We start from the raw sequence: 20,348 nt of genomic DNA on the forward strand, positions 1-20,348 counted from the left end.
ATGACTATCATGCGCAAGACATGCGGCAGCCTGATCGCCCTATGCGCGGCGGCCATGGTTTCGACGGGCTGGGCCCAGACCACCGATCTCAAGAGCGCCATCGCCGCGGCGATCGACAGCCATCCGGAGATCAACCAGGCGATCCAGAACAAGCAGGCCATCGAATTCGAACGCGAACAGGCGAAGGGGCTCTATCTGCCCCGCGTCAGCGTCGAAGGGTCGGCGGGCGTCCGCCGCCTGGAAAACGCCACCCGCCGCGCGCTGAACCTGGACGACCAGACGCTCTGGCCGCTGGAAGCCAGCGTCCGGGCGGAACAGACCGTCTGGGACTCCGGCTATCGCAGCGCTGAAAAGCGGCGGCAGGCGGCCCGCACCGACGGCGCTGCCCTGCGCGTGGGCGAACGCTCGCAATTCGTGGCGCTGAACGTCACCCGCCAATATCTGGACTATATGCTCCAGCAGCGGGTCGTCGCGGCGGCGGAGGACAATATCGCCTTCCACCGCAAGCTGCTGGGCGACCTGGGCGAGGGTGTCTCCAAGGGTTCGATCAGCATCGCCGACCAGCAGCAGGCGGAGGAAAGGCTGCAAGCCGCCCTCGTCCGCAAGAGCGAGGCGGAGCAGGACATGACCAATGCGGCCATTTCCTTCCGCACGCTGACCGGCTTGTCCATCGATCAGGTGGTGATGCCCGATCCGGTGACGAGCGCCGTGCCGCCGACGCTGGACGAAGCCATCGCCGCCGCCCGCACCCACAATCCGCTGGTGCGCGAGGCGGAAGCCGACATCCAGGCGGCGCACGCCGTCGTGGACGAAGCGAAGTCGGAGCTTGGGCCGACGGTCTCGCTGGAAGGAACGGGCCGCATCGGTGAGGATGTGGACGGCTTCCGGGGCAGCACCAACGACGTTCAGGGCCGGGTGGTCGTGCGCTGGCAGCTCTATAATGGCGGCATCAACCGGGCGAAGGTCCAGGAAATGACCCGCCGGGCCAGCGAAGCGCGCTTCCGCCTCAGCCAGCGCCTGCGCGAGGCGGAGGAGGATGTCCGCACCGCCTGGAACCGCTGGGACACGGAAAAGAAGCGCGTGACCGACCTGTCGCGGCAGGGCACGGTGTCCGACGGGCTGCTCGTCTCCTATCGCGAGCAGTTCAATGTCGGGCGGCGTTCGCTGCTGGACGTGCTGGACAGCCAGAACACCCGCTTCAACACCCAGGTGCGGACGGAAACGGCCCGCTTCTCCGAGATTTTCGCGCAATATCAGATCCTGGCGGCCACCAACACGCTGCTGGACACGCTGGGTCTCGCCGCGCCTTCGGACGCCAAGGCGGAAGCGCGGAAGACCTATAATGTCCCTGATCTGCCGCCCGCTGAATTGCAGCGGCGGCGTTATCCGGGCTGAGTTTCATTATTGGGGGTCATCCCGGTGCAAGCCGGGATGGCGCGGGGTAAACAATGTTGGAACGAAGCACACTCAGTCTGGCCGAATGGCTGGACCATCAGGGCGCGCCCGGCGACGAGCTGGTCGAAAGCATCGCCCACGCGGCGCGGCATTTCGACCGCTCGCCGGGGGTCGTCAGCCTTCGCGCGGGGCTTGCCGTCGATGAATCCGGGCGGCTGCCCTTTCATCAGGCGGAATCCGCGCTCGACCAGATCGGCCTGCTGAGCGATCATGTCCGGGGCCGGCTGGACAAATGGCGGCCGGGCAACCTGCCCGCCATCCTGCCGCTGCGTGGCGGGCGCTTCCTGCTGCTCATGGACATCAAGGGCGGCGACGCGCTGGTCCAGCTTCCGCACGCGCAGGAAGCCGTCTGGGCGCCGCTCAGCGATCTGGAGGGCTATTTCACCGGTGAGGCGCTGGTGGTCATGGCCGACCATGGCCGCGAACGCGCCGAGGAACGCCCCTGGGACGAACGCGCCCGCCAGCACTGGTTCTGGCGCGAAGTCTGGCGCGCCCGCGGCGGCTTCGGCTATGTGATGCTGGCCGCGGCGATCATCAACCTGCTCGCCTTCGCGCTGCCGCTGTTCACGATGAACGTCTACGACCGGATCATTCCGAACAAGGCGGCCTCCAGCCTGTGGGTGCTGGGCGTCGGCGTCATGCTGGCCTTCAGCCTCGACTTCGCGCTGCGCATCGCCCGCTCAAGGCTGGTGGACGAGGCCGGTCGCGAAATCGACGAACGCCTGTCGCAACGCCTGTTCGAAAAGGTGCTGAACACGCCGCTTTCCGCCCGTTCCGGCAGCACGGGCGCGCTGGCGCGGCGGGTTTCGGAATTCGAATCCGTGCGCGAATTCTTCACCTCCACCACGGTGGTGCTGGTGGTGGACATCGCCTTCCTCTTCTTCTTCGTCGCCATCATCGCTTTGCTGGGGGGCTGGCTGGCCATCGTGCCAGTCGTCATGATGGCGATCATGGCGAGCGCGGGCTGGTTCCTGCAACGGTCGATGGCCCGCCTGTCCCGCGATGCGCAGGCCGATTCCAGCCTCCAAAGCGCGGCTCTGGTCGAAGCCATAGGCGGCATAGAGACGCTGAAGGCCTGTCGCGCCGAGGGGCGGATGCTGGAACGCTGGCGCCGCTACGCCCGGATGAGCGCGGCGACCCAGGAAAAGCTGCGCAGGCTCTCCTCCAAGAGCGTCACGCTGGCGGCTCTGTGCCAGCAGGTGACGAGCATCGCGCTGGTCATTGGCGGCTTCTACATGTTCGCGGCGGGCGACATTTCGATGGGCGCGATCATCGCCATCGTCATGCTGGCCGGGCGCTCGCTCGCGCCGGTGGGCCAACTCGCCTTCGTCATCGTGCGGGCGCGGCAGGCGATGACGACGCTCGACAGCCTCCAGACGCTGATCGACCAGCCCGACGAACGGCTGGACGGGGCGCGGGGCATCATCCCCAAAATCCGCAAGGGCGCCATCGTCGCGCAGGGCCTGGAATTCGCCTATCCCGGCGCCAGCCAGCCCAGCCTGAAGGGCGTCGACCTGCGCATCGAGCCGGGCGAGCGCATCGGCATCATCGGCCGGGTCGCGTCCGGCAAGTCGACGCTGGGCCGGGTGATCTGCGGCCTCTATCCTCCCACCGGGGGCCTGCTGACCGTCGATGACGTGGACAGCCGCCAATATCATCCGCATGAGCTGCGCTCCGCTTTTCGTTATGTCGGACAGGACGCCGAATTGTTCAGCGGTTCGGTGCGGGAGAATCTGCTGCTAGGCGCTCGCGAAGCCAGCGAAGAAAAGCTGCTGGAGGCGCTGGAACGTTCGGGCGCGTCCCGCTTCTTCGGGCGCGACGCGGCGGGTTTCGACCTGCATATCGGGGAGCGCGGCAGTCGCCTTTCGGGCGGGCAGCGCAGCTTCCTGGTCATGGCGCGGGCGCTGGTGGAACCGGCGAAGCTGCTCTTCCTGGACGAGCCGACCGGCGCAATGGACAACCAGACCGAAAATCTCTTCATCGACCATCTGGAAAAGGCGCTGGAGCCGGACCAGACGCTGATCGTGTCGACCCACCGCCACGCGCTGCTGCGGATCGTGGACCGGCTGATCGTGATCGATCAGGGCGTGGTGCTGGCCGACGGCCCGCGTGACGAGATCATCGGCCAGCTCCAGCGGGGGGCAGGGCAATGAGCGCGGTTAAGGCCCCCCTCCTGACGGAACGTGCTCCGGCGAAGGCCGGAGCCCAGTCCCGCCGGCCGAACTGGGTTCCTGCCTTCGCAGGAACACGAGGCGCTGCGGCTATCGGCTTTGGATTAGCCGCCATGGCTGCCCTTGCCGCGCTCTGGCACCAAGGCCAACCCCAGCCCGCCATCCAGGCGAAGATCGTGGAAGCCGCCCCCGCCATCCCCCGCCAATATCTGGCGCTGGTCCAGATGACGGAGCAAACCGCCCCTGCGGCGGAAGGCGGCGCATTGGAAGGAGATCGGGCCCGCGAGGAGAACCAGCGCCTCGGCTTCTCCAGCGCGACCGGCGCCGCCAAGCCCTTCCGCGCCCTCGCCGCCGCGGGTGAGGACCATGACCGCGCCCTCCAGTGCCTGACGCAGGCCGTCTATTATGAAGCCGCCCGCGAACCCGAAAGCGGCCAGCGCGCCGTCGCGCAGGTGGTGCTGAACCGCGTCCGCCACCCCGCCTTCGCCAAGACGGTGTGCGGTGTCGTCTACCAGCGCTTCGACGCCTCGGTCTGCCAGTTCAGCTTCGTCTGCGATGGATCGCTGGCGCGCCGTCCGCTGCCCGACCTCTGGAACCGGGCGAAGCGGATCGCCGCCGACGCGCTGACCGGCCGGGTCGAGAAGGAAGTGGGCACCGCGACCCATTATCACGCCGACTATGTCTTCCCGCGCTGGGCGCCGCATCTGGCGAAGCTGGCGCAGATCGGCGCGCATATCTTCTACCGCTGGCCGGGCGGCTGGGGCATGCCCGGCGCGTTCACCGGCCACTATGCGGGCGGCGAGCATATTCCCGCCTTCGACCCGTCTCGCTTCGCCAGGGCGGCCGAACCGGACATCGACTATCCGCCCGTCGCAGCCCTGCCCGAACGGCGGGCGGCCAATGACGTGGGCGGCCGCATGGACCCGACCAAGGGCTGGAAACTCTCCATCCCCGATCCTTCGACAGGCGGCGGCGCGCTGAGCGACATGCTCGCCCGCCAGCAAAAAGCCGCGCCGGTCACACTGGCGGCGGACGACCATCATCTCCAAGGGGTGCAACCATGATTTCGCGCTGGATAGGCTGGCTGCGGGGACAACCGGGCAACAAGCAGGTCATTCTCTACAGCGGCGGCGGCATGCTGGTCTTCCTGATGTGGGCCAGCCTCGCGCCGGTGGACGAGGTGACGCACGGGCAGGGCAGGGTGATCCCGTCCAGCAAGGCGCAGGTCATCCAGTCCGCCGAACCCACCACCATCGAGGAAATATTGGTCCGATCCGGCCAGAAGGTGAGCAAGGGCCAGCTTCTGGTACGGCTGGACGACGCGATGCTGGCGTCCGAACTGGGCCAGCTTCAGGCGGAGACCCGATCCCTGACCGCCCGCGCGGGGCGTCTGGAGCGGGAGGGCACGGGCGAGGGCGCGGCCTGCACGACCGGCGGGCCGGAATGCGCGCAGGAACAGGCGCTCGCCGCCGTCCGCCAGTCGGCCTTGCGCAGCAAGCAGGACGCGCTGTCGGCCCAGGTCGACCAGCGCCGCCGTGAACTGGGCGAGGCGCAGGCGACCATCGACAGCCTGGGCGGCAGCGTGCAACTGGCGCGCCAGCGGGTGGCGATGCTGGAGCCGCTCGCCGCCAAATCGATCATCCCGCAGACCGAATTGCTGGATGCCCGCCGCGATCTGGTGGACGCGCAGGGCCGCCTGAACGCCGCGCAGCAGCAGGCCTCCCGCGCCGCCGCCGCCATCCGCGAGGCGCAGGCGCAGCAGTCGGAGGCGAATTACCAGTTCCGTCAGGACGCGCTCAACGAGCGTAGCCAGTTGGAGGCGAAGATCGCCGTCAACAGCGAGTCTCTTCGGGGCGCAAAGGGACGGGCGCAGCGGGCGGAGATCCGCTCGCCCGTCGACGGCGTGGTGAACGACGTGCAGGTGACGACCATCGGCGGCTATGTCAGTCCGGGTCAGAAGATCATGCAGATCGTCCCCGTCGGCGACAAACTGCTGGTGGAGGCGCGGGTGAAGCCCAACGACATCGCCTTCATCAAGACCGGCGACCGGGCCGTGGTGAAGGTGACGGCCTATGATTTCTCCATCTATGGCGGCCTGACCGGCACGGTGCAGCAGGTTTCCGCCGACAGCGTCTATGACGAAGCGACCCGCGAAGCCTATTTCACCGTGGTCGTGGAAACGGACCGCGCCTGGCTCGGCTCAGGCGCGCACAAGCTGCCGATCACGCCGGGCATGGTGTGCGACGTGGAGATACTGACCGGCCGCAAGTCGGTGCTGGCCTATCTGCTGAAACCCATCATGAAGGCCCGTTCGGAAGCGCTGCGGGAGCGGTAAGCCTTCACGCCACGGGAATCCTGCTCTTTCCTGCGCAGGCAGGTGATTGGTTGGATTACGGACCTATCCTATTCCTCCCCATCGCTAGATGGGGAGGGGGACCAGCCGAAGGCTGGTGGAGGGAAAGATACGCAGGTCACGCCATTTCCCCTCCACCATGCTTCGCATGGTCCCCCTCCCCACGCTTCGCGCAGGGAGGAATTGATGTCCTGAAATGGCCATTTGCCACCCAGGACTCGCTCACCGCGCCGCGAACTGCACCTTCGCGGGCGTCACGCGATAGCCATGGGTCCACCGCCCAAAGGCGTTGAAGCTCATGATCGGCCGATAGTCCCCGACGCTGGACGAAGGCAGCACCCGGTCGGTCATATTGTCCAGGATCATCAATTCCCCGCCGATCCGCACCGCCAGCACGGCATGGTCCGCCTGCCGCACCAGATCGCGGGCGATCACCAGGAACATCGAATGCCGGTCGAAACCGGCCGCCTCCAGCAGCTTCATCTTGGCGATGGCATAGTCCTCGCAATCGCCGACGCCGCTTTGCAGCGTCCGCGCCGCCGACGCCCAATTGTCGCCGCCCTGCCGGTCGTCCACGAAGCGCAGCCGCCCGTTGACCCAGCTATTGATCATCTCGACCTGCTGCTGCGCCGCCGATCCTCGCGCTGCGTTCAACATGCCGCTCCACACGCCCTTGCCGGGCAGCGCCGCCGAAACGGAGGCCCATTTGCCGTCCAGCAGCGTCCGGGAAATCGGCATGGCGACCGATCCGAACACATCGGGTTGGCCGTTGCGCGGCGGCATGACCTGGCCCGAAAGCGCGGGAACCTGGCGAACCGGCATGACGAAGGCGCTCGCCTGCGGAACAGCGGCAGCCGTCGGCGCGGGAAGGAAACCCCGCATGAAGCCCGGCACCAGTTCCGGCTGGCGATAGCTCACCACGGAAAGCTGGACGCCCTGCAACCGCCAGCCGGGCAATTTGCCGCTGAAGTCGCTGATGCGCCTTTCGTTGACGATCGCATCCGGAGCGGCCGGTTGCGTCGCCCAGGGCGCGGGACTCGCCGCGCCGCCCTGCTGCGCGCTGATCGCCGCCAGACGGCTCATGCCGCCGGCGAGGAGATTGGCGGAGATGCGTTCGGCGGGCGTATAGGCGCGGCTATGACCGAAAGCGTCCGGGAACGCCGCCAGCGGAGCCTGAGCCAAGGCATGGCCGCTCGCGATTGCCAGCAGCAGGGCAGGGGCGGCGCGAAGCGCGGTGCGGCAAGGGGCCGTGCAACAGGACGGGGCGAAGCCTGACATGCTTGCCGGTATCGCGCCGAAATTTGAACATCAGGTGCCCCGCGCTGGTTAACGCGCCGGTAGGCAAAAAATTGCCGGCAGTTTTTTGCCGGGCCATTTTCAGTCAAACCGCGAAATCCGCCCGTCGCGATTTTCCAGTAAATCGCGCAATCCGATCGCCGCGATTTTCCAGTAAATCGCGAAATCTGGTTGCCGCGATTTTCAAGTAAATCGCTTCTCAGGCGTCGATGCTTTCCTCATCCACATTCGCCGCATTCTCCTGAATGAAGGCAAAGCGATGCGCCGGATTGGTGCCCATCAGCCGCTCGACCAGTTCGCGCACCTGCTGCCGGTCCTCGATATCGTCGGGCAGCGTGACGCGGATCAGGCTGCGGGTCTTGGGGTCCATCGTCGTTTCGCGCAACTGGCCGGGATTCATCTCGCCCAGCCCCTTGAAGCGGCTGACCTCCACCTTCTTGCCCTTGAACTCCTTTGCCAGGATTTCCTCGCGATGCGCGTCGTCCCTGGCGTAGAGGCTCTTGCCTCCCGCCACCAGCCGATAGAGCGGCGGCTGCGCCAGATAGAGATGCCCCCGCCGCACGAGTTCCGGCATCTCCTGGAAGAAGAAGGTCATCAGCAGCGTTGCGATATGCGCGCCGTCGACATCGGCGTCGGTCATGATGACGATGCGTTCGTAGCGCAGATTGTCGGGATTGCAGTCCTTGCGCGTGCCGCAGCCCAGCGCCAGGATCATGTCGGCAATCTCCTGATTGGCCAGGATCTTGGCGGTGTTGGCGGATGCCACGTTCAATATCTTGCCGCGCAGGGGCAGGATCGCCTGGGTCTTGCGGTCCCGCGCCTGCTTGGCGGAGCCGCCCGCCGAATCCCCCTCGACCAGGAAAATCTCCGCGCCCTCCGGATCGTCGTTGGAACAGTCGGTCAGCTTGCCCGGCAGGCGCAGCTTGCGCGAATTGGTCGCGGTCTTACGCTTGACCTCCTTCTCCTGCTTGCGCTTCAGCCGTTCGTCCATCCGGTCGAGCACATAGGCGAGCAGCGCCTTGCCGCGCTCCATATGGTCGGACAGATAATGGTCGAAATGGTCGCGCACCGCATTTTCGACCAGCCGCGCCGCCTCCGGACTGGTCAGCCGGTCCTTCGTCTGGCTCTGGAACTGCGGGTCGCGGATGAAGACCGACAGCATGATCTCCGAAGAGGTCACGATATCGTCGGCGGTGATGTCCTTCGCCTTCTTCTGCCCCACCAGATCGCCAAAGGCGCGGATGCCCTTCACCAAAGCGGCGCGCAGGCCGGTCTCATGCGTGCCGCCGTCGGGCGTGGGGATGGTGTTGCAATACCAGCTATAGGAGCCGTCCGACCAGAGCGGCCACGCCACCGCCCACTCGACCCGACCCGCCGCGTCGGGAAAATCCTGCGATCCGGAGAAGAAGGCGCTCGTCGCGCATTCTCGGTCGCCCACCTGTTCCTTCAGATGATCCGCCAGCCCGCCGGGAAACTGGAACACAGCCTCCGCCGGGGTCTCGTCGGCGATCAGTTCCGGCGCGCATTTCCACCGGATTTCCACGCCCGCGAACAGATAGGCCTTGGACCGCGCCAGCCGGTAGAGGCGGGACGGCTTGAACTTCTGCTCCCCGAAAATCTCCGTGTCGGGAATGAAGCTGACCGACGTGCCGCGCCGGTTGGGCGCCGCGCCGACCTTCTGAAGGTCGCTGCTGGGCAGGCCCTGGGTGAAGCTCTGGCGGAACAATTCCTTGTTGCGCGCCACCTCGACCACCGTGCTGATCGACAGCGCGTTCACCACGCTGATGCCGACGCCGTGCAGGCCGCCCGACGTCGCATAGGCCTTGTCGCTGAACTTGCCGCCCGAATGCAGCGTGGTCAGGATCACCTCCAGCGCCGACTTGCCCGGAAATTTGGGATGCGGATCGACCGGGATGCCCCGGCCATTGTCGGTGATGGTCAGCCTGTTGCCCGGCTCCAGCAGCACCTCGATCCGCGTGGCGTGGCCCGCCACCGCCTCATCCATGCTGTTGTCCAGCACTTCGCTGGCCAGATGGTGCAGCGCGCGCTCGTCCGTGCCGCCGATATACATGCCGGGGCGCCGGCGCACCGGCTCCAGCCCCTCCAGCACTTCGATGGCGGAGGCGTCATATTGCGGGGCGGTGGAGGAATTGGCGGCGAACAGGTCTTCGGACATGGACGCAAGCTATAAGCAGGCGGGCGGCGGGCGCAAGCGCGCGTTCGTCATGGCAGGGAGGTCAGGGCAGAGGATCGCGCAACGCCCCCCATAATTGCTTCACCCGCCCATTGAGGTCGGCCAGTTGCGCCCCGTCCATGCCCGACCGTTCCAGCAGCGCCTCGCCCAGGCATCCGCATTCCTCTCGCATCGCGGCGCCGCGCTCCGTCAGGCGCACGTCCACGCGCCGTTCGTCCGCCGCGCTGCGGGCGCGGGTGAGGAAGCCGCCCGCCTCCAGCCTTTTGACCAGCGGCGTCACCGTGCTGGATTCGAGCGACAGCCGCTCCGCGATCTGGCCGATGGTGCGGCCGTCCTGCTCCCACAAGGCATGCAGCACCAGATATTGCGGATAGGTGATGCCCAGCCGGTCCAGCATCGGCTTGTAGGCGCGGCCGATGGCCATGCTGGCGGCATAGAGCGAGAAGCAGAGTTGATCGTCCAAAGGCAGGGCGGCGGGCATGACGTGTCTCCTTTGCCGGTTCCATGGCATGGAAATATATATCGCGATAAATAAATGCTGGACAAGAGGGCGCGACTCGCTTATTCGATATTTATTGCGATAAACATTATCGCAGACTATAAAGGAGCAAGCCCATGTCCATCGATGTGAAATATGTCACCCGCGCCACGGCCACCGGCGGCCGCGACGGCGAAGCCCGCACGGAAGACGGCCGTTTCGCCGTGAAGCTGTCCACCCCCAAGGAACTGGGCGGACCCGGCGGCGACGGCACCAACCCCGAACAGCTTTTCGCATCGGGCTATTCGGCCTGTTTCATCGGCGCGCTGAAGGTCGCGGGCGGCCAGTTGAAGATCCGCGTGCCGCAGGATGTCAGCGTCACCGCGACGGTCGGGATCGGCCCGCGCTCGGCGGGCGGCTTCGGCATCACCGCCGATCTGGAAATCAGCCTGCCGGGCGTGGAGCGCGCCGACGCGGAAAGGCTGGTCGAGGCGGCGCACCAGATCTGCCCCTATTCCAACGCCACGCGCAATAACCTCGACGTCGGGCTGACCATCGTCTGATGTGGGTGTCCGATCCCGGCGCGGGGCCAATGAAAAAGGGCCGCTCCTGACTGGAGCGGCCCTTTTTTCATGCCGGGCAATCAGCGAACCCGCGGCCCGCCGAAGGGCAAGGGCGGCGGCGGACGGCGCGTGCCGCGCGGCAGCTGCGCCTGATAGGCGCGGCCGCAATGTTCGACGCAATAGGGGAAGCCGGGGTTCACCGCTTCGCCGCAGAAATGGAAATCCGGCTCGCCCGGATGGCCCATCGGCCATTTGCAGATGCGCTCGGTCAGGTCCAGCAGCGACGTCTTGCCCGCAATGTCCGGGCTGGGCTTGGCGGGAACCAGGCGGCGCGGCGGGGCAGGGGGGATCGGCGCCTGCTGGTCGCCCGGCCCCTGGCGCAGGAAGCCGCCAGGTCCCACGGAGATGATGCGCGGCTGCGGCGCGGCGGGCGCTTCCGCCGCCGGAGCGGCCGACACAGGGGCAGGCGCGGCAGGCCGAACCGGGGCGGGCGCGGCATGCTGCACCGGCGCGGCGGGCTTGGGCGCTTCGGCTTCGGGCGCGGGCTTGCGCGCGGGCGGCGCCGCCTTCTTCGGCACCTCGTTGGCTTTCACCGGGGATGGGCGCGATTGCAGGCCCAGGCGGTGGGCCTTGCCGATCACGGCGTTGCGGCTGACCCCGCCCAGTTCGTCGGCGATCTGGCTGGCGGTCAGGCCCCGTTCCCACATTGCCTTGAGCTGGTCGATGCGCTCGTCGGTCCAGGACAATGAATGACTCCTCAAAATCTCAAAATTCGCGCCCTATATGGGGCGCGCCGGCCCGGGGTTCAATTTCCCGTGCATAACGCCCTTGCGGCACAACCCCTCAGCCGATAGTCGATCCGACCATGAACGACCAGTCCAAAATTGCTGTCTCCCCGTCGCACCGGCCGCCTTTCCACGAGCCGGGCGAAATGGTCATCCGCAACATCAACTGGGCGGGAACGCGCGCGCTCTACCGGAAGGAAATCCGGCGCTTCATGAAGGTGCAGCTCCAGACCATCTGGGCGCCCGCCGTGACGACGCTGATGTTCCTGGTCATCTTCACCCTGGCGCTGGGCGGGGCCAATCGCCATGTGCTGGGCGTGCCCTTCGCCGACTTCATCGCGCCGGGCCTGATGATCATGGGCATGATGAACAACGCCTTCGCCAACAGCAGCTTCTCCCTGCTGGCGGGCAAGATGCAGGGCACGCTGATCGATTATCTGATGCCGCCGCTGTCGGTCGGCGAATTGCTGCTGGCGTTGGTGGGCGCGGCGGTGACGCGGGCCTTTTGCGTGGGGCTGGCGCTGTGGGCGGCGATGGCGCTGTGGCCGGGCGTGCATGTGACCCCGGCGCATCCCTGGGCGATCCTGTGGTTCGGGCTGATGGGCGCGGGGCTGACCGCCTTCATCGGCGTGCTGACCTCCATCTGGGCGGAAAAGTTCGACCATGCCGCCGCCATCACCAATTTCGTGATCGGGCCGATGACGCTGCTGTCGGGCACCTTCTATTCCATCGACCGCCTCGCCCCCGTCTTCCGCGCGATCAGCCATGCCAACCCCTTCTTCTACGCCATTTCCGGCTTCCGCTACGGCTTCGTCGCGGCGGCGGACGGCGATGTGGTGGTGGGCAGCCTTGTGCTGCTGGGCCTGAACGTCGCGCTGGGCGTGCTGTGCTACGCGCTGCTCAAGCGAGGGTGGAAGCTGAAGGCCTGACCAAAGTGAGCATAGGGATGAGCATAAGATAACGTGCTCCTGCGAAGGCAGGAGCCCAGTTCAGGCCTTCCCTAATCAATCCGACATCGAGCTAGGCTCCTGCCTTCGCAGGAGCACGTCGTTCTATCAGGTCAACCCCGCAATCACCGGCACCACCAGCATGATCGCGCACAGGGCAAGCGCCGCCATCACCCAATGACTCAGCCGGGGCAGGGCGCGCTCGTCGCGCCCGCCCTCCGGTTTCAACCGCATCAGGCCGAAATGCCCTTGCCTCCGACCCGCGTCAGCGCAAAGCCAGCCGCTTCCGCCTCCCTACGCGGATAGATGTTGCGCAGGTCGACCAGCACCGCCCCGTTCATCGAAGCCGCCAGCCGTTTCAGGTCCAGCGCCCGGAACGCATCCCATTCCGTCACCAGCACCAGCGCATCGGCTCCGGCCGCCGCCTCATAGGCGTCCTTCGCCATGCTGACCCCCGGCATCAGCGGCGCGGCGACCGCCATGCCCTCCGGATCATAGGCGACGATCCGCGCCCCCGCATCCTCCAGCGCCTGCACGATGGCCAGACTGGGCGCGTCGCGCATGTCGTCGGTATTGGGCTTGAAGGTCAGTCCCAGCAGCGCGACCGTCTTGCCCCGCGCCTCGCCGCCCAGCGCCTTCACGATCTTGCGCCCCATGGCCCGCTTGCGCAGGTCGTTCACCTGCACCACCGTCTCCACGATGCGGATCGGCGTGTCATAATCCTGCCCGGTCTTCACCAGCGCCAGCGTATCCTTCGGGAAGCAGGAACCGCCATAGCCCGGCCCGGCATGCAGGAATTTCGACCCGATCCGGTTGTCGAGGCCGATTCCCCGCGACACGTCCTGCACCTCCGCACCGACCGCCTCGCACAGGTCCGCCATCTCGTTGATGAAGGTGATCTTGGTCGCCAGAAAGGCGTTGGCGGCATATTTGATCAACTCCGCCGTCCGCCGCCCGGTGAACATGACCGGCGCCTGGTTGAGGTTCAGCGGACGATAGACCTGCGCCATCACGTCGATGGCTCGCTCATTGCCCGTCGTGCCGACGACGACGCGGTCGGGCCGCTTGAAATCGCCGATGGCCGCGCCCTCGCGCAGGAATTCGGGGTTGGACACCACCTGTATGTCCAGGTCAGGCCGCGCTTCCCGCACGATCCGCTCGACCTCGTCCCCGGTGCCGACCGGAACGGTGGACTTGGTGACGATGACGGTCGGCCCATCCAGCGCTTCCGCGATTTCCTTCGCCGCCGCATAGACATAGCTCAAATCCGCATGACCGTCGCCGCGCCGCGACGGCGTGCCGACGGCAATGAAGATCGCGTCCGCGCCCTTCACGCCCGCCGCCAGATCGGTGGTGAAGGTCAGCCGCCCGGCCGCCGCATTGCTGCCCACCAGATGGTCGAGGCCGGGTTCGAAAATCGGCATGCGCCCGGATTCGATGGCGGCGATCTTCCCCGCATCCTTGTCCACGCACACCACGTCATGGCCGAAATCGGCGAAGCAGGCGCCTGACACCAGCCCGACATAGCCCGTGCCGATCATCGTGATCTTCATAAATTACTGAGCCCTCGATTGGGAAAGATGGTCCCGCTGGCCTCTAGCATAGCTGTCGGCCAATGCGAAAGCGGGCGTCGGGATTACCCATGTTCAGGGGATGGTTACCATTTTCTGCCAGAGACTTACCCGAAAGACGGCTTGCAAAGGATGACGAATGAAGGTTGCGCTGGTGTTCGGGACGCGCCCCGAGGCGATCAAGCTGTTTCCGGTGATCCATGCGCTGCGGGCGCGGGATGATGTGGAAACCCGCCTGATCGTGACCGCGCAGCATCGCGGCCTGCTGGATCAGGTGCTGGAGATTGCCGGGATCGCGCCCGACATCGACCTGGACGTGATGACGCCGAACCAGACGCTGGATGGCCTGACGGCGAAGCTGATCGTGGAACTGGGCAAGGCCTTCGACGCGGAAAAGCCGGACCGCGTGGTCGTCCATGGCGACACCCTCACCACCATGGTCGCCAGCCTGGCCGCCTATTACCGCAAGATTCCGGTCGCCCATGTCGAGGCGGGCCTGCGCAGCGGCGACATCCACCACCCCTGGCCGGAGGAGGTGAACCGCCGCGTCGTCGCCTGCATCGCCGACATGAACTTCGCCCCGACGCAGGCCGCCGCCGATGCGCTGCTGGCGGAAAATCGCGACCCGGCGACCATCCACGTCACCGGCAACACGGTGATCGACGCGCTGCTCGCCACCCGTAAGCGGGTGCTGGCCGAACCCGGCCTCGCGTCAGGCCTCGACGATCTGGCCGGGCGTTTCGCGGGCAAGCGCATCGTCGCCGTCACCAGCCACCGGCGGGAGAATTTCGGCGGCGGCATGGAGGCAATCGCCCGCTCCATCGCTGACATAGCGGAGCGCCCGGACGTGGCGGTGATCTTCCCCGTCCACCCCAACCCCCATGTCCGCCCGGTCATGGACGCGGTGCTGGGCGGCCTGCCCAATGTCGCCATGATCGAGCCGCTGGATTATCCCCATTTCGTCCGCCTGCTGGACCTCTGCCATCTCGTCCTGACCGACAGCGGCGGCGTGCAGGAGGAAGCGCCCTCGCTCGGCAAGCCGGTGCTGGTGATGCGCGAAACCACCGAACGCCCGGAAGGGGTGACGGCCGGCACGGCGAAACTGGTCGGCACCGACCGAACGAAGATCGTCCAGTCGGTCTTCGCCCTGCTGGATGACGAAGCCGCCTACGCCGCCATGTCCCGCGCCCACAACCCCTTCGGCGACGGCCACGCGGCAGAACGGATCGCGACCATCATCGCCGCCAGCGCGCAGTCTGATGGCTTGGAAGAAGCTGCCTAATCAACGCACCGTGTTCCTGCGAAGGCAGGAACCCAGTCCCGCCGTCTGACCTGGGTTCCTGCCTTCGCAACACGCTGTTATTGTCACCAATATTACCGAAATCTTCAGCATTTCCCGTTACAAAGCGAGGCCAATCATCGGCTTCCCAGGACTCCCCCATGCCCCTCGAAAAGCTCCAGCAGAAGGTATCCGTCATTGGCCTGGGCTATATCGGCCTGCCGACCGCCGCCCTGATCGCTCGCGGCGGCGCGCAGGTGGTCGGCGTCGACGTCAGCACCCATGTCGTGGAGACGGTCAATAGCGGCCGCGTCCATATCGAGGAAGTCGACCTCGACGGCCTGGTGCAAGGCGTGGTTTCCCGCGGCAACCTCCGCGCCAGCCTGGAGGTCGAGCCCAGCGACGTCTTCATCATCGCCGTCCCCACGCCGGTCGCCGAAGACCGCGCTCCCGACATCAGCCATGTCCTGAAAGCCGCCCGCACCGTCGCGCAAGTCCTGAAATCGGGCGACACGGTGATCCTGGAATCCACCTCCCCGGTCGGCACCACCGAAGCCATGCGCGACCTCTTCGCTCAGATCCGCCCCGACCTCAAAATGCCCGAACCCGGCGTGGCGGGCGACATAGCCATCGCCTATTGCCCGGAGCGCGTCCTTCCCGGCCGCATCCTGGTCGAACTGATCGACAATGACCGTTGTATCGGCGGCATCACCCCCCGCTGCGCCCGCAAGGCGCTGGGCTTCTACCGCCAGTTCGTGCGGGGCGCCTGCATCACCACGTCGGCCCGCGCCGCCGAAATGGTGAAGCTGGTCGAAAACAGCTTCCGCGACGTCAACATCGCCTTCGCCAACGAACTGTCCGTCATTGCCGAACGCATGGACATCGACGTGTGGGAAGTCATCCGCCTCGCCAACCGCCACCCCCGCGTCAACATCCTCCAGCCCGGCCCCGGCGTCGGCGGCCACTGCATCGCGGTCGACCCCTGGTTCATCGTCCATGGCGACCCGGAAAACAGCCGCCTCATCCGCACCGCCCGCGAAGTCAATGACGGCAAGACCGACTATGTCGTCGCCAAGGCCTCCGACCTGATCGACGAGTTCCCCGGCGAGGACATCGCCTGCCTCGGCCTCGCCTTCAAACCCAATATCGACGATTTCCGCGAAAGCCCCGCCGTGAAGGTCGCCGCCCGCCTCGCCAAACGCTACGGCCGCCGCATCAAGCTGGTCGAACCCTATGCCCATGACCTGCCGATGGAGTTCGCCGGAACCGGCGCCGAACTGATCGATCTCGATACGGCTCTGGAACAATGCGGCGTTTTCGTCATTCTTGTCGATCATGACATGTTCAAATCGGTCCCGGTGGACGAACGCGCCGACAAGGCGGTCTACGACACGCGCGGCGTCTGGCCGGATCAGCCCCGGCGACCAAGTGCCGGTCAGACTGCCCCGGATCAGGCCCGGATCGCCATCTGATCGGCGGCGCGAACGCGGCCATGGTTGCCATGTCCCCGCCGCGCCGTTAACCCCACCCGCAACGGCAGGCTTCATGCGTGCCCGATGAATTTGCGGGGATTTCTCACGGCATGAACCGGCCGACCGACAGCAGGAACCGGATGCTGGCCACGATCATGGCCTGCGCGCTGCTCGGCGCCTGCTCCACCGTGGAGGACGCGCCGAAGGGGGAGGCCGCCTATGCCGCCATCCCGCCAGCCCCGGCCGTCGGCGTCGATTACCGCATCTCCCCCGACGATATATTGCGTATCCAGGTCTATCACGAACCGGGCCTGTCGCTGGAAGACGCGCAGGTGACGGCGGCGGGCATGGTGCGCATGCCGCTGATCGGCGACGTCTCCATCGCGGGCCTGTCCGCCAGCGAGGCTTCCGACGTCATCGCCGGCCGGCTGGGCGACCGCTACCTCGTCTCCCCGCAGGTGACGGTCTTCGTCAAGAAGGCGGTGGGCCGCCGTATCACCATCGACGGCGAAGTCCGCGAACCGGGCCTGTTCCCGCTCGACGGCCGCCTCGGCCTGCAACAGGCGGTCGCCCTCGCCAAGGGGCCGACCCGCCTCGCCAGCCTCAGCCGCGTCGTCGTGGTCCGCCAGTCCGACGGACAGCGCAAGGCGGCGATGTTCGACCTCGGCGCTATCCGCAAGGGCGAAGCACCCGATCCCGAAATCCTGCCCGGCGACACGATCATCGTCGGCCTCTCCCGCGCCAAGGCGGTGCTGGGCGGCGCGCTGCTCGCCCTGCCGGCGGTCGGCGCGGGCTTCGTCGCGCTGGACGGGGGGCTCTGATGGCGGGACCGGGCCTGCTGATCGACGCCGCGATGGAGGGCCGCCCCGCGCGCTTCGCCGCCGCCGCCAACGGCGCATGGACGGCGGTGCGGCGGCATCGCATCATCCTGTTCGTCACCATGGCGCTCTGCGTGCTGGCGGGCGTGGTCTTCATCCTGCTCTCCACCCCCGATTACCGGGCGACCGCCTCGGTCGAGGTGGAGGATGTCCCCGCCGGAGCCGCAGGCGCCGCCGCCGCGCAACGGCAAGCGACCCCGTCCGACAATGAAGCGCTGATGCAGACCGAACTGGAGGTGCTGCGCAGCCGCGCCCTGGCGGAGGATGTCGCCCGCGAACTGGCGCTGGTCGGCAGCCGCACCTTCTTCGACGGCATGGACGTCCGCCGCCCGGAGCGGGGCGCAGGCTCGCTCAGCCAGCGGCAGGTGGAAACCGAAATGGTCGTGAACCTGCTGCGCGACAATCTGCATGTCGAACTGCCGGGCAAGTCCCGCGTCATCCGCATCGGCTTCACCAGCGCCAACGCCGTGCTGTCGGCCCGCGTCGCCAACAGCTATGCCGACAGCCTGATCCGCGCCGACCTGAAACGCGGCTTCGAATCCGGCGTGCAGGCCCGCCGCTTCCTGCTGGGGGAACTGGACGGAGCGCGCAAGGATCTGGAACGGGCGGAGCGCGATCTGGCGGTCTATGCCGCCAACGCCGGGGTCATGGCCCCGCCGGAATCGAACGATGGCGACAGCCCCCCGCCCGAAGGCACCACCGCGACCCGGCTGGCGCAGCTCAACGCCTTCCGCGCCCAGGCGACAGCCGACCGCATCGCCGCGCAGAAGCGCTGGGAAAGCGCCCGCCTGTCCAGCGTCGAAACCCTGCCCGAAGTGCTGAACAACGGCGCGATGCAGCAGATCATGACGGAAAGGGCGCAGGCGCGGGCGCAGGTCGTGCAGGAACGCCAGTTCCGCAAGGACGCCCACCCCGAAATGCGCGAAGCCCGCGCCCGGCTGGCCGCGCTGGACGATCAGGCGGAGGGGATGGCGAACACCATCCGCGCCTCGTTCAAGGAACAGTTCGACGTCGCCGTCCATGGCGAAAAGCAGATCCAGTCCGAAATCGCCAAGGTCGAGCGGCAGGCCCAGGCCGAACGCGGACGCGGCGTGCAGATGAGCATCCTGGAGCGGCAGGTCGACACCTACCGCCTGCTGCACGACAGCCTGCTCCAGCGCTATCGCGACATGGCCTCCCAGGCGGGCTTCCAGGCGGGCCGCATCCAGCCGCTGGACCGGGCGGCGGTGCCCTCGCGCCCATCCTCGCCCAATATCGGCGTCACCATGCTGTTCGCTTCATTGGGTGGGCTGATCCTCGGCCTGATGGCGGTCGCCGGACGGCATATCTTTGATGACGCCGTGACGTCAGCCGACACGCTGGCCGAACGGATCAACCTGCCCCTCCTCGGCGCTGTCCCGGCGGGCGAGAAACCGGCGGCGGAGATTTTCGCGCCCATGGCCTCCGCGCTGCTGCTGGGTTCGGCGGCTGGCCTGCCGCGCTCCATCCTCGTCACCAGCGCTCAGGAGGGGGAGGGGAAGTCCTCGACCCTATATGCGCTGGCGAAGGCGCTGGCGAAGCTCGACAAGCGGGTGCTGGTAATCGACGCCGACATGCGGCGGCCCAAGCAGCACAGCCTGTTCGGCATTGCGCCCACCCGCGGCATCAGCGAACTGATGACGGGCCAGGCGAAGATGGATGAAGTCATCGTCGACAGCGGCGTGCCGGGCGTGTCCCTGCTCCCCTGCGGCGCAATCCCGCCCAGCCCGGCCGAACTGCTGGTTACGCCCGCGATGGACTCCCTGCTGGCGACCGTGCGCGAACGCTACGACACGGTGCTGATCGACGCGCCGCCTGTCCTGGGCCTGTCCGACGCCTGCCTGCTGGCGAGCAAGGCGCAGGTGACGCTGCTGGTGGTCGAATGGGGCCGCAACCACCATGGCGGCCTGCGTGTGGCGGTCGACCGGCTGCGGCGGGCAGGCGGCGCGATCATCGGCGCGATCCTCACCAAACAGGAAGGCCGCCCCTTCGAATATGACTATCACCGGGGCGGCTAAAGAGACCTTCGACCTCCCCCCGTCATTCCCGCGAAAGCGGGAATCCATCTCCCCAGCGCTGCGCTTGATGTGACGTCGAGAGATAGATTCCCACTTTCGCGGGAATGACGGAGAAGGGTGGTTAGCCGACCTATCCTATTCCTCCCCATCGAGAGATGGGGAGGGGGACCAGCCGAAGGCTGGTGGAGGGGAATGGGGCACGACCTCCGGCGCCCTGCGGACTCTCCCCTCCACCACCGCCTTCGGCGGCGGTCCCCCTCCCCACGCTGCGCGTAGGGAGGAATTGATGTCCGGAAATGGCCAGTTGCGGACATCATTTACCGTCACCCCGGACTTGATCCGGGATCCCGCTTTCTTTCTGAGTCCGTGCCCCGCCCAAGGCAGCGGGGCCCCGGGTCAAGTCCGGGGTGACGAATAGGCGAGCGTCCGCTCCCTACCCAAATCATCGCGTAACGGTTAATCGTTGCTCAGGCACGGATCGTCGTCATTCCGCAGCGGTAATGGAATCCAACCACTCGGCTGGTCGTTACATCCGCGCTGCCTTGCGCAGCTTCCGCAGTCTAGTCGGCGCACGGTCCTCGAAGCGCCAAGGGAGAGGGTATGAAAATCAGCTTATTGGCGCTTCTCGGCGGCACGGCGCTTGCGCTTAGTGCCTGCGCGTCGACCGGCAACGAGCCTGTCGCGCCTGCGCCGCCGGTCGGTCCGGGCGCGATCAGCGGCACCGTCGCGGCGGATCGCAATGGCGACGGCATCGTCGACGGCTATTATTCGCCCGACGGCATGTATCATGAAATCCAGGGTCCGCCCTGTCCGCCGCCCCCGCCGCCTCCGCCGCCCTCGCGTCGCGGAGAACGCGGCTGACAAACGCAT

At 66.9% G+C, this 20,348-nt stretch carries 17 protein-coding genes; 11 read left to right on the forward strand and 6 right to left on the reverse strand.

What is annotated here, in order from left to right:
* The 4 genes from SIDU_RS04340 (at position 1) to SIDU_RS04355 (ending at position 5,961) form a co-directional block, all read left to right on the forward strand.
* The gene (locus SIDU_RS04340; protein WP_020821156.1) at positions 1 to 1,395 is read left to right on the forward strand and encodes a TolC family protein; all 1,395 of its coding nucleotides are present in this window, start codon (positions 1 to 3) and stop codon (positions 1,393 to 1,395) included.
* A 53-nt stretch (positions 1,396 to 1,448) separates the two neighbouring features.
* On the forward strand, positions 1,449 to 3,608 hold the full coding sequence (locus SIDU_RS04345; RefSeq protein ID WP_007685406.1) for a type I secretion system permease/ATPase: 2,160 nt from the start codon (positions 1,449 to 1,451) through the stop codon (positions 3,606 to 3,608).
* 131 nt (positions 3,609 to 3,739) lie between these two features.
* Positions 3,740 to 4,690 (forward strand): cell wall hydrolase, encoded by a 951-nt coding sequence (locus tag SIDU_RS04350; protein ID WP_007685404.1) that lies wholly within the window; start codon positions 3,740 to 3,742, stop codon positions 4,688 to 4,690.
* A complete protein-coding gene (locus tag SIDU_RS04355) occupies positions 4,687 to 5,961 on the forward strand; it encodes an HlyD family type I secretion periplasmic adaptor subunit (RefSeq protein WP_007685402.1) in 1,275 nt (424 codons plus the stop codon). The genes SIDU_RS04350 and SIDU_RS04355 overlap by 4 nt, the downstream gene beginning before the upstream one ends.
* A gap of 240 nt (positions 5,962 to 6,201) precedes the next feature.
* On the opposite strand, the gene SIDU_RS04360 is transcribed toward SIDU_RS04355, so the two are convergent.
* From SIDU_RS04360 to SIDU_RS04370, 3 genes are all read right to left on the reverse strand, one after another.
* Positions 6,202 to 7,257: a transglutaminase-like cysteine peptidase gene (locus SIDU_RS04360; RefSeq protein ID WP_039979969.1), complete on the reverse strand. Its 1,056-nt coding sequence runs from the start codon at positions 7,255 to 7,257 to the stop codon at positions 6,202 to 6,204.
* A gap of 217 nt (positions 7,258 to 7,474) precedes the next feature.
* Complete coding sequence (gene parE, locus SIDU_RS04365) at positions 7,475 to 9,451, reverse strand: DNA topoisomerase IV subunit B (protein WP_073507121.1); 1,977 nt, start codon at positions 9,449 to 9,451, stop codon at positions 7,475 to 7,477.
* 61 nt (positions 9,452 to 9,512) lie between these two features.
* Positions 9,513 to 9,950 carry a MarR family winged helix-turn-helix transcriptional regulator gene (locus tag SIDU_RS04370; RefSeq protein ID WP_007685387.1) on the reverse strand — a complete coding sequence of 146 codons (438 nt, stop codon included), beginning with the start codon at positions 9,948 to 9,950 and terminating at the stop codon, positions 9,513 to 9,515.
* Positions 9,951 to 10,084: 134 nt separating this feature from the next.
* Between SIDU_RS04370 and SIDU_RS04375 the strand changes: the two genes are divergently transcribed.
* Entirely contained in the window at positions 10,085 to 10,510 is a 426-nt protein-coding gene (locus SIDU_RS04375) for an organic hydroperoxide resistance protein (RefSeq protein ID WP_007685385.1), read from the forward strand.
* 80 nt (positions 10,511 to 10,590) lie between these two features.
* On the opposite strand, the gene SIDU_RS04380 is transcribed toward SIDU_RS04375, so the two are convergent.
* Entirely contained in the window at positions 10,591 to 11,256 is a 666-nt protein-coding gene (locus tag SIDU_RS04380; protein ID WP_007685383.1) for a GcrA family cell cycle regulator, read from the reverse strand.
* 119 nt (positions 11,257 to 11,375) lie between these two features.
* Here SIDU_RS04380 and SIDU_RS04385 point away from each other — a divergent pair, with 119 nt between their 5' ends.
* Complete coding sequence (locus SIDU_RS04385) at positions 11,376 to 12,224, forward strand: ABC transporter permease (RefSeq protein WP_039979964.1); 849 nt, start codon at positions 11,376 to 11,378, stop codon at positions 12,222 to 12,224.
* Between the two features lie 126 nt (positions 12,225 to 12,350).
* On the opposite strand, the gene SIDU_RS20200 is transcribed toward SIDU_RS04385, so the two are convergent.
* Positions 12,351 to 12,476: a hypothetical protein gene (locus tag SIDU_RS20200; RefSeq protein ID WP_007685378.1), complete on the reverse strand. Its 126-nt coding sequence runs from the start codon at positions 12,474 to 12,476 to the stop codon at positions 12,351 to 12,353.
* Complete coding sequence (locus SIDU_RS04390) at positions 12,476 to 13,795, reverse strand: UDP-glucose dehydrogenase family protein (RefSeq protein ID WP_013040480.1); 1,320 nt, start codon at positions 13,793 to 13,795, stop codon at positions 12,476 to 12,478. The genes SIDU_RS20200 and SIDU_RS04390 overlap by 1 nt, the downstream gene beginning before the upstream one ends.
* 157 nt (positions 13,796 to 13,952) lie before the next feature.
* Here SIDU_RS04390 and wecB point away from each other — a divergent pair, with 157 nt between their 5' ends.
* The 5 genes from wecB to SIDU_RS04415 all read left to right on the forward strand — a co-directional run bounded on the left by wecB (position 13,953) and on the right by SIDU_RS04415 (position 20,339).
* On the forward strand, positions 13,953 to 15,095 hold the full coding sequence (gene wecB, locus SIDU_RS04395; protein WP_007686486.1) for a non-hydrolyzing UDP-N-acetylglucosamine 2-epimerase: 1,143 nt from the start codon (positions 13,953 to 13,955) through the stop codon (positions 15,093 to 15,095).
* 158 nt (positions 15,096 to 15,253) lie between these two features.
* Positions 15,254 to 16,564 (forward strand): UDP-N-acetyl-D-mannosamine dehydrogenase, encoded by a 1,311-nt coding sequence (gene wecC / locus SIDU_RS04400; RefSeq protein ID WP_007686484.1) that lies wholly within the window; start codon positions 15,254 to 15,256, stop codon positions 16,562 to 16,564.
* Positions 16,565 to 16,674: 110 nt separating this feature from the next.
* Entirely contained in the window at positions 16,675 to 17,385 is a 711-nt protein-coding gene (locus SIDU_RS04405) for a polysaccharide biosynthesis/export family protein (RefSeq protein WP_007686481.1), read from the forward strand.
* Entirely contained in the window at positions 17,385 to 19,478 is a 2,094-nt protein-coding gene (locus SIDU_RS04410; RefSeq protein WP_007686479.1) for a GumC family protein, read from the forward strand. The genes SIDU_RS04405 and SIDU_RS04410 overlap by 1 nt, the downstream gene beginning before the upstream one ends.
* A 600-nt stretch (positions 19,479 to 20,078) precedes the next feature.
* Entirely contained in the window at positions 20,079 to 20,339 is a 261-nt protein-coding gene (locus SIDU_RS04415) for a hypothetical protein (protein ID WP_007686476.1), read from the forward strand.
* The last annotated feature ends 9 nt before the right edge of the window (positions 20,340 to 20,348 follow it).

The sequence above is a fragment of the Sphingobium indicum B90A genome, from assembly GCF_000264945.2.
Classification (GTDB): Bacteria; Pseudomonadota; Alphaproteobacteria; order Sphingomonadales; family Sphingomonadaceae; genus Sphingobium; species Sphingobium indicum.